We start from the raw sequence: 9,017 nt of genomic DNA, 5'->3' as shown, positions 1-9,017 counted from the left end.
GGTATATAGTCTGTCGGGAGATTTTTCGGAATCCGGACGTCGCGTGCAAGCGGCTTGTCCAATTTTCCGATTCCCGGGAATCCATTGACGGAAACCTCTCCGATGTACGTCAAAAGTTTCGTTCCACGGTCTTGACGTTTCGGGAAAATGAATAATTCTTGTGTATCATCAATGAATGATGTGTTGTAATCCCCGCTGACGAACGCATGGTGCTTCAAGACGTTGCTCAAGAATGGAATATTTGTCTTGATTCCACGGATTCGGAATTCACTTAAATTTCGACGCATCTTCGCGACGGCTTGGTCGTATGTCAAACCGTGCGTCGAGATTTTAACAAGCAACGAGTCATAATATGGTGAGATTTCCGCTCCAACATAAGCATTTCCACCATCGAGACGTACACCAAAACCACCTGGTGAACGATAGGCTTTAATTTTCCCTGTATCCGGCAAGAAGCCGTTTTCCGGATCTTCTGACGTGATTCGGCTTTGGATCGCAAAACCAAGCATCTTAATGTCTTCTTGTTGCGGAATACCAACGAGGTCGCTATGTAACGATTCGCCTTCAGCAACACGGATTTGTGTCTGGACGATATCAACGCCTGTGATCATCTCCGTAATCGTGTGCTCGACTTGGACACGTGGGTTGACCTCGATGAAGTAGAACGATTCATCTTGTGTCACGAGAAATTCGACCGTACCCGCATTTTCGTATCCGACATGTTTCATCAACGTGACGGCTGCGTCACAAATCTTTTGTCGACCTTCGTCTGATAGCGTCACACACGGCGCCACTTCGACGACTTTTTGGTGACGACGCTGTACGGAACAATCACGTTCAAACAAATGAATGATGTTCCCATGGGCGTCACCGATGATTTGAACTTCGATATGTTTTGGTCGTTCAATTAATTTTTCGACGTAAATCTCATCCGAACCAAACGCTTTTAAGGCTTCAGATTTCGCACGTTCGATCATGTCTGGGAGCTCTTCTTCTGTCCGGACGACACGCATACCGCGTCCACCACCGCCAAGCGATGCTTTGACCATGAGTGGATAGCCTGCTTCTTTTGCGAACGCATATGCTTCATCAATGGATGAGATCGGACCATCCGTTCCTGGAATGACAGGAAGACCGGCCTCAATCGCTGTCGTTCGTGCCCGTACTTTATCCCCGAACTTATACAGATGCTCTTCTTGCGGTCCGATGAAGATGATTCCTTCTTCACGACAACGTTTGGCTAGCTCAATATTCTCAGAGAGGAATCCATAACCAGGATGGATTGCATCACATTCGGCTTTTTTCGCTGTTGCAATGATATCTTCAATATCGAGATAGGCTTCGATCGGTTTTTTCCCTTCTCCGATCCGGTACGCTTCATCGGCTTTATAGCGATGAAGAGAACCCATATCCTCTCGCGAATAAATGGCAACGGTACGAATACCGAGTTCTGTCGCTGCACGGAAAACGCGAATCGCGATCTCCCCGCGGTTTGCTACGAGAATCTTCTGGATTTTAGTCAACTGATGCTCCCCCTTTAGTTAATGAGCTTGTGGCACTCATCGAACGTGCAGTCCGCACTTCTTTCTGATAAGCCACTCGATATTTGTTTTGCATGGAAATGTTCGCCATTACACCAAGCATCGTACTCATGACGAGTAACGATGACCCACCGTAACTGATGAATGGCAAGGTGACGCCGGTTCCTGGAAAGAGACCAGACATCGCCGCGATATTGATACATGTCTGAATGAAGATAATACCTGAAATCCCAAGCGCAAGCATACTCGAATAAATAGAAACACACCGGTTAGCGATAATCGCCCCTTGAATCATCAAGTAGAACAGTAGACCAAGCACGACGAGGACACCGACGAATCCAAGTTCCTCCGAGATGATCGACATGATGTAGTCAGTTTCAGGTTCAGGCAAATAACCATACTTCTGAAAGCTATTCCCGAGACCTACTCCGAATAATCCCCCGTGTGCAATCGATATGACGGAGTTGATGAGCTGATATCCCTTACCTTCTGCGTCAAGGAAGGGATTCAAACTTGCCTGAATCCGTTGCATCTGATTATCCGAAAAGTTGTTCCAGGCATACATGAAGATGATTGGTACGGTGACGACACATAACATGATGTAACCACTCGGTAATCCAACTGCGAATAAAATCATCGCCGTGATGAGCAACAGAATGAACAATCCGCCGTCATCCGGTTGCATGCGAATGATGATTGCGTATGGTGCCAGTAACACAACCATCGGAATCAAAATCCAGTCCGAGAAACTAAGTAAAATTCTTCGGCCTGGAGACGTCGCTTTGATTTGACGATGGATGAAGTGGTGGACGATCCCAATCACGCCGTCCATCTTCCCTTTGTGCTTTTGATCAAAATAACTCGCAAGTCCGACGACGAGGACGAATTTACAGAGCTCGATCGGTTGAATCAAGAAGATACCGAAGTTCAGCCATGCACGAGCACCATTGAGTGGAGCCGAAAACAACGTTGCCATCAACATCAACCATGTAATCGCGTACAAGAGTAAGCGAATAACCGGTCCACGGAACACCTCATGATTTACTTGCGAAACGAAAAGGAACAAGGCGATCGCCATCGCATCAAACATCAACTGCTTCTCAAAGAAGGACGTATTCGCATAATCCCCACCGTTCCACACGCTCGCACTATAGACCATGACCGTACTGATCGCCATGAGGATGAGCATCGTAAAGAAGAGACCATAGTCAAAAAATGCTCGTTTTTCTTTAAACTTCGCTAACATATGTACACGTCCTTTTTTCATTTTCTAAAAAAAAATACCCAAACGCCGCATTTCACGTTTGAGTAGAAAATCAGCACGTCTCCGCATCATGTAAATCAGATAATTGCTGTTCAAGTGATTCGAGTAATTGTTTCCCCTCACCCGCATCAATCAGTTCAAGACGTACCGCAAAATCAATCTGACGGGATAATCCGAACATTTGTGTATCCAATACTTCCTCGTAAAGAGGACATTGTGGCATCGTTAAATTCGCAAGCTGGACCTCGATCAACCGGCGGATTTTTTGTGCATCCGCTTCTAGTAGCTCAAGAGCGCGCTGGCGATGAACTGTCTCGATTTCAGTTGACAATCCAATCCCTCCTCATCAAATGACGCGTTCCTGTTATAGCTAAACTTTACCTTACTTTCGCCAACAATTCAACGTTTCGGTATAATGGATTTGTTGGACTTACACATTTAGGGGGTAGAACAAATGATTTTTCCGATTAACGGTAAAGTACGGCATCAGTTGACGATTGATCCGACAGTCTGGATCTTTGATGAACGAAAGGTGGAAATCGAGAAAATCGGTCAACCAGCCGACACAAGTGAACAAGAAGCGTACTACGCGAAAATGGGGGCTGCGTGGGATAAAGGCATCATGGAAGGCAGTCGTACGGATCACAATCGTCCGATGACACGTGCTGAAAAAGAAGCCGCGCTTCAAGGGTCATTCGCCATGGCGCTTGCACCGTTCATCCGGAATGCCGAACTTTTACCAGATGCGATTGCCATTCGTTTTGAAGGCGAAGAAACGGTTGAACTTCCACTTGAGCAACTCGACGAAGTGTATCTGCAGTTCTCACAAGACGGCAAAGTATTAGCAGATGGACCCGTTCATCTGTTACACGGACAACGGATCGTCAAATCCGTTCATAAGGTTACCGTCATATAAGGAAAACGTGGTGCGCCTGAATAGACGCACCACGTTTTTTCATAGTAAATCGGCTGCGAGGCGCGCCAAGTTCGAGCGCTCCCCTTTGACGAGTTTGACGTGTCCCGTCATCTTCTCATTTTTAAGTCGTTCTACGGCGTAGGATAAACCATTGGAATACTCATCTAGATACGGATGATCAATCTGTTGTGGATCCCCGACTAACACGATTTTCGAGTTTTCACCGACACGTGTCAAAATCGTCTTGACTTCATGTTTCGTCAAATTCTGCGCTTCATCGATGATGATGAATTGTCCCGGCATACTGCGTCCCCGGATATACGTTAAAGCTTCCAGTTGAATCGTCTTCATTCCGGCGAGAATGTTACCTAGTTCGTCTCCCGATCCCGTATTGAAAAGGTGTTCAAGGTTATCGTAGATGGGTTGCATCCACGGACGAAGCTTCTCTTCCATTTCACCCGGCAAGTAGCCGATATCGTTTCCCATCGGTACGACCGGACGAGCAACGACCAGTTTTTTATATTTATGCTCGTCTTCCACTTGCAGGAGACCCGCAGCGAGTGCAAGTAACGTTTTTCCGGTACCTGCCTTACCAACGAGTGTCACAAGTGGTACATCGTCACGTAATAATAACTCAAATGCCATCCGTTGTTGGACGTTTCGTGGAATGACGCCCCAGACTTGATCGACATCGATCGAAAGTGCCCGAATGATTGGCAGGTTCTGATCAACGACGGCGATGGCTGAAGCTTTCGACATGTTACTTTTTAAGATGACGAACTCATTCGGTTGCACTTTTTCTGGCAAGACATCCACCGAAAGCCGTTTGTCCTGATAGAAGGCATCAATATATTCCTGATCGACGGTCACTTCGATGAATCCTGTATAAAGACCGGTCAAATCAGCGATATGATCTGTCATATAATCTTCAGCGACTAATCCATACGCATCCGCTTTGACGCGGACTAAGATATCTTTTGAGACGAGAATGACATCTCGTGGGGTCGCTTCGGTTTGTTGTTCCTGATGAATCGACCACGCCAGTTCAATGATCTTATTATCGTTCGATTCATGCGTAAACGGCGAACCTTCATGAATGGAGTCCCCAATATCGACGCGAAGAATACCGCCATTTCCGAGTGGCACTCCCGCATGAAGCTGACCCGTTTCTCGTAATTGGTCTAAAATGCGAGCTGTTTCTCGTGCATTACGTCCAACCTCATCCATGTTGCGTTTTTTTCCATCTAGTTCTTCTAATACGATCGCTGGTATGACGACGTCGTGCTCCTGGAATTGGAAAAGAGAAAGTGGATCGTGAAGCATGACATTAGTATCAAGTACGTATATTTTTTTCATTCCATCGTTCGCCCCTTTAGAGTCGAGTTTGTGATGAATGTTACGCTTTTAGGATGCGATGAACGAGTTGATCCAACCGTTCGGCTGCCTGTTCATCGTATGTTTTTTCGATAGTCGGTCGTTGTGTGACAGCTGCTCCGTAAAACAAGATGTCACGCACCTCCTCAACGCGTCCCTCATAAAAAGCGAGTGGCAACGGAAGGTCTTCTTGCGGCGTAAACGCCTTGACGTCCGTACACGTTAAGCTGTACGTCGACTGATCTGCAAAAAAGATCAACGTGAAGACCGGATGTTCTCGTAATGTTTTAACGAGATGAGAATCTGCTTCGATTGCAAAACGAACCGTTTGCGAATCCGTCGCATGTACCCAACTGATTGCATGTGTGATGGGCCAATGTTTGGATTGATCATGCGTAATCAAAAAAACGAGTGGTAATTGCGATAGTGCTTCTAGTTGACCTGAGTTAAGCTGTTGTTCAACTTTATTTGCCATGACATCACCCCCTCTACGACTTAGTGATGATATTTCGAGATATACTTCTCGTTTCCCTTTTTTACATCTGAATAATCTTCTAATATGATATACTAAGAAAAAAAGGGAGGACCTGACATGCGAGTGAAATGTACGATTTGCGATAAGCGTGAAACGATTGATGATTGGTCCTTCACGGCGAAGCGATTACGCAATAAACCTGTTCGTGTCCATATCTGTGATGAGTGTCGATCACGCGTAGAAGAACGGACACTTGAACGCCACGCTTCTGGACAATTCCATTTATACCCGACTTGGGAAACGAAACGAAAACACTGGTAAACAAAAGGTCTGCGGGGAAATTCCCTGACAGACCTTTTATTGTTCATCGATTGATACGAACGAGTCGATCATCATCTGCCGATGGATTCCCTCTTCCGTCCGTATTATTTGTAATATAGTAAATCGATGTCTCGTCAATCCAGACATCTCGAATCCGACCTTGATTTTCGACGATTGTCTTGACTTGCTTCGTCTCTAGATCGATGGTTTGTAATCGTTGTCCGACAAGTGTTGCAAAATAAAGTGTATTCTCTGCCGTTGCAACTCCACTTGGTGCTACAGATTGTTCTCCTACTTCGTACCACGGCGTCACCAGTCCATCTGCTTGTTCTTTCCCTTCAATCGTCGGCCATCCATAATTCTTTTGTTCGATTCGATTGATTTCATCGTGCCCACTTTGCCCATGTTCGCTTGCATACAGTTGATCATCGACGAAAACAAGTCCTTGTGGATTCCGGTGACCGAGACTATAGACGTATCCTTTTTGATTCCCCTCGAACGGTTTCCCTTCAGATGTGATGCGTAAAATCTTTCCTGCCAATGAATCAATGTCTTGCGCTAGTTCGGGATTTGCTGCGTCTCCTGCTGTGACGTAGAGTGCGCCCTCAGGTCCCCACTCCAGTCGTCCCCCGTTATGAATCGTCGCTCCGGGAATATCATCGAGTAAGACACGTTCTTCCGTCCACTGATCACCCTCTTCTTTTATCGCAATGACGCGATTCGTCGCTTGTCCTTGTTTGGCGTACGTATGGTAGACGTATGCTGTCTGATTGTCCTTAAAATCAGGATCAAGTACCATCCCAAGCAATCCACCTTCTCCTTCAGCGAGGACATCCTCTTTCAGCTGAAGGCGCATCCGTTCATAATCATCTTTTTCTCCTTTGACAATCGTTCCTTCTCGTTCCGTGATGTAAAATACCTCTCCTTCTCGGACAATATTCCACGGAGCGTTTAGTTCTTTAAATACGACACCTTCTTGTGCTTGAGATGATTGCGTCGCTTCTTGATCACCTGAATCCTGTTGATTGTTTTCTTGTGTCGTCTGATTCGTTTCCTCTGTTGACGATTCTTCTGACGTTTGTGTACAACCCATCAGAATACCCGCTAACAGGAGGGGTGATATGACATACTTGATCTTCAATGTTTTCTCCCCCTTTTAGTATTCTAGTTCCCGCTACGCTTTAAATCATGCATCTGAATTGGCTCAAAAAAAGAACGAACCTCCGAAGAGATTCGTTCTTTTGATTCATGACATGCTTCCGTCAAGAAGCTGTCCGTTCACGTTCACGCTTGACCATCCACATCCGGAAGCGATAAATACCAAGTACGAAGACCATCGCTAAGAGTACTTCAGGAATCGGCCATGTCCAAAAGACAAGCGTCAATGCTGCCGAGAAGACGGCGAGCAAGAGATAGACGATCAGTGATTTCCACCATGCTAGTTCCTTAGCAAATCCTAACTTAAAGACGACAAGTGTCAAGATGACGACGGTAATCATTAAAGGATAAAATCCCGCTTCGATGTTATTCGGATCACTTCCGATACCGAGAAGTTTCGCGATGAACGGAATATCGTATTTCGAGAAATCAGAAGCAACGGCAGCTTGTGCATTCATTGCCAGTCCCCCTATTCGTTCAAGACTTAATCTTTACCTAGACGACGACGTTTTTCTTGCTTTTCACGTTCGTTCTTATTCAAGACTTGTTTACGGAGACGAACCGATTGTGGTGTGATTTCACAGTACTCATCTTCGTTCAAGAATGTCAACGACTCTTCAAGTGAGAAGACACGTGGACGTTTAAGAACGTTCGTTGAATCTTTTGCAGATGCACGCATGTTCGTTAATTGTTTTGCTTTAACGACGTTGACAGCGAGATCGACATCACGGTTACATTCGCCGATGATCATACCTTCGTATACTTCAATACCAGGCTCGATGAAGATCGTTCCGCGGTCTTCAAGAGCTGAGATCGCGTAAGCAGTTGCTTTACCTGTTTCGATCGAGACCATAACTCCACTACGACGTCCACCAATATCCGCTTGGATGAACGGACGGTATTCTTCGAATGTGTGGTTCATGATTCCGTATCCGCGTGTAGCAGAAAGGAATTCGTTACGGTAACCGATCAAACCACGTGAAGGAACGATGAATTCCATTTTTGTTTGACCGTTGTCCATTGTTTGCATGTTCGTCAATTCACCTTTGCGGAGACCGATCGATTCCATGACAGAACCTGTGTACTCTTCTGGTGTATCGATGACGACGCGTTCGAATGGCTCGACTTTGACGCCTTCTTCTTCTTTGATGATTACTTGCGGTTTCGATACTTGAATTTCGTATCCTTCACGGCGCATGTTTTCGATCAAGATCCCGAGGTGGAGTTCCCCACGACCAGAAACGATCCAGCGGTCCGGTGAGTCTGTGTTTTCGATGCGAAGTGAAACGTCTGTTTCGAGTTCTTTTTCAAGACGCTCTTCGATTTTACGTGAAGTAACGAGATCCCCTTCACGACCAGCGAATGGCGAGTTGTTGACGATGAATGTCATTTGAAGCGTTGGCTCATCGATACGTAATAATGGGAGTGGATCAACGTGTGAAGTCGGGCAAACCGTCTCACCGACGTTGATATCTTCCATACCAGCAATCGCAATCAAATCTCCAGCTTTTGCTGTTTCGATTTCGACACGTTTTAGGCCGAAGTAACCAAACAACTTCGTAACACGGAAGTTCTTCGTTGAACCATCAAGTTTTGAAAGCGAAACGCTATCACCAACTTTGATTTCTCCACGGAAGACACGACCGACACCGATCCGTCCGAGGTAGTTATCATAGTCAAGCATCGTCACTTGGAACTGAAGCGGCTCCATTGTGTTATCGACAGGCGCTGGTGTGTGCTCAAGAATTAAATCAAGAACGTTTGTGATTGTATCTTCTTGTTTCTCTAATTCAGGTTCAAATGAACTTGAGCCGTTGACTGCCGATGCATAAACGACTGGGAATTCGAGTTGATCTTCGTCAGCTCCGAGGTCGATCAAGAGATCAACGACTTCGTCGACGACTTCAAGAGGACGGACCATCGGTTTGTCAATTTTGTTGACGACGACGATTGGTTGAAGTCCTTGCT

10 protein-coding genes are annotated in these 9,017 nt (G+C 45.9%); 2 read left to right on the top strand and 8 right to left on the bottom strand.

Annotated elements, in window-relative coordinates; genetic code table 11:
* The 3 genes from F8N00_RS13510 to F8N00_RS13500 all read right to left on the bottom strand — a co-directional run.
* Nucleotides 1-1,523: acetyl-CoA carboxylase biotin carboxylase subunit (locus tag F8N00_RS13510; protein WP_421018385.1), on the bottom strand; the 1,523-nt coding region annotated here is incomplete at its 3' end.
* Nucleotides 1,516-2,787, bottom strand: a complete 1,272-nt coding sequence (locus F8N00_RS13505) for an FtsW/RodA/SpoVE family cell cycle protein (RefSeq protein ID WP_035396702.1) — start codon at nucleotides 2,785-2,787, stop codon at nucleotides 1,516-1,518. The genes F8N00_RS13510 and F8N00_RS13505, both read right to left, overlap by 8 nt.
* A gap of 70 nt (nucleotides 2,788-2,857) precedes the next feature.
* Nucleotides 2,858-3,136: a YlaN family protein gene (locus tag F8N00_RS13500; RefSeq protein WP_023468835.1), complete on the bottom strand. Its 279-nt coding sequence runs from the start codon at nucleotides 3,134-3,136 to the stop codon at nucleotides 2,858-2,860.
* A gap of 123 nt (nucleotides 3,137-3,259) precedes the next feature.
* On the opposite strand from F8N00_RS13500, the gene F8N00_RS13495 reads away from it, so the two are divergent.
* The gene (locus tag F8N00_RS13495) at nucleotides 3,260-3,721 is read left to right on the top strand and encodes a hypothetical protein (protein WP_035396701.1); all 462 of its coding nucleotides are present in this window, start codon (nucleotides 3,260-3,262) and stop codon (nucleotides 3,719-3,721) included.
* A 39-nt stretch (nucleotides 3,722-3,760) separates the two neighbouring features.
* Here the strand turns inward: F8N00_RS13495 and F8N00_RS13490 are convergent, their stop codons facing one another.
* Together F8N00_RS13490 and F8N00_RS13485 are read right to left on the bottom strand one after the other, a co-directional pair.
* Complete coding sequence (locus F8N00_RS13490; RefSeq protein ID WP_023468837.1) at nucleotides 3,761-5,077, bottom strand: PhoH family protein; 1,317 nt, start codon at nucleotides 5,075-5,077, stop codon at nucleotides 3,761-3,763.
* 40 nt (nucleotides 5,078-5,117) lie between these two features.
* Nucleotides 5,118-5,570 (bottom strand): hypothetical protein, encoded by a 453-nt coding sequence (locus F8N00_RS13485; RefSeq protein ID WP_050677546.1) that lies wholly within the window; start codon nucleotides 5,568-5,570, stop codon nucleotides 5,118-5,120.
* A 117-nt stretch (nucleotides 5,571-5,687) separates the two neighbouring features.
* Here F8N00_RS13485 and F8N00_RS13480 point away from each other — a divergent pair, with 117 nt between their 5' ends.
* A complete protein-coding gene (locus F8N00_RS13480; protein WP_029342171.1) occupies nucleotides 5,688-5,891 on the top strand; it encodes a YlaI family protein in 204 nt (67 codons plus the stop codon).
* A 43-nt stretch (nucleotides 5,892-5,934) separates the two neighbouring features.
* On the opposite strand, the gene F8N00_RS13475 is transcribed toward F8N00_RS13480, so the two are convergent.
* The 3 genes from F8N00_RS13475 to F8N00_RS13465 form a co-directional block, all read right to left on the bottom strand.
* Nucleotides 5,935-7,032, bottom strand: coding sequence for a PQQ-dependent sugar dehydrogenase (locus tag F8N00_RS13475; protein ID WP_058713752.1), 1,098 nt, complete (start codon nucleotides 7,030-7,032; stop codon nucleotides 5,935-5,937).
* 121 nt (nucleotides 7,033-7,153) lie between these two features.
* Nucleotides 7,154-7,507, bottom strand: a complete 354-nt coding sequence (locus F8N00_RS13470) for a YlaH-like family protein (protein WP_023468841.1) — start codon at nucleotides 7,505-7,507, stop codon at nucleotides 7,154-7,156.
* Nucleotides 7,508-7,533: 26 nt separating this feature from the next.
* On the bottom strand, nucleotides 7,534-9,017 hold a 1,484-nt coding region (locus F8N00_RS13465), incomplete at its 5' end, for an EF-Tu/IF-2/RF-3 family GTPase (protein WP_421018384.1).

The organism is Exiguobacterium sp. A1_3_1 (genome assembly GCF_048985645.1).
GTDB classification, from domain to species: domain Bacteria; phylum Bacillota; class Bacilli; order Exiguobacteriales; family Exiguobacteriaceae; genus Exiguobacterium_A; species Exiguobacterium_A indicum.
The sequence above is the reverse complement of the archived record's forward strand: the minus strand, read 5'-3'. Positions and strand labels throughout refer to the sequence as shown.

What these genes read in the sequence shown, in the direction of transcription:
- F8N00_RS13505 (WP_035396702.1), bottom strand. Translation starts at nt 2,787, where the DNA reads ATGTTAGCGAAGTTTAAAGAAAAACGAGCATTTTTTGACTATGGTCTC.
- F8N00_RS13495 (WP_035396701.1), top strand. Translation starts at nt 3,260, where the DNA reads ATGATTTTTCCGATTAACGGTAAAGTACGGCATCAGTTGACGATTGAT.
- F8N00_RS13490 (WP_023468837.1), bottom strand. Translation starts at nt 5,077, where the DNA reads ATGAAAAAAATATACGTACTTGATACTAATGTCATGCTTCACGATCCA.
- F8N00_RS13485 (WP_050677546.1), bottom strand. Translation starts at nt 5,570, where the DNA reads ATGGCAAATAAAGTTGAACAACAGCTTAACTCAGGTCAACTAGAAGCA.
- F8N00_RS13480 (WP_029342171.1), top strand. Translation starts at nt 5,688, where the DNA reads ATGCGAGTGAAATGTACGATTTGCGATAAGCGTGAAACGATTGATGAT.
- F8N00_RS13470 (WP_023468841.1), bottom strand. Translation starts at nt 7,507, where the DNA reads ATGAATGCACAAGCTGCCGTTGCTTCTGATTTCTCGAAATACGATATT.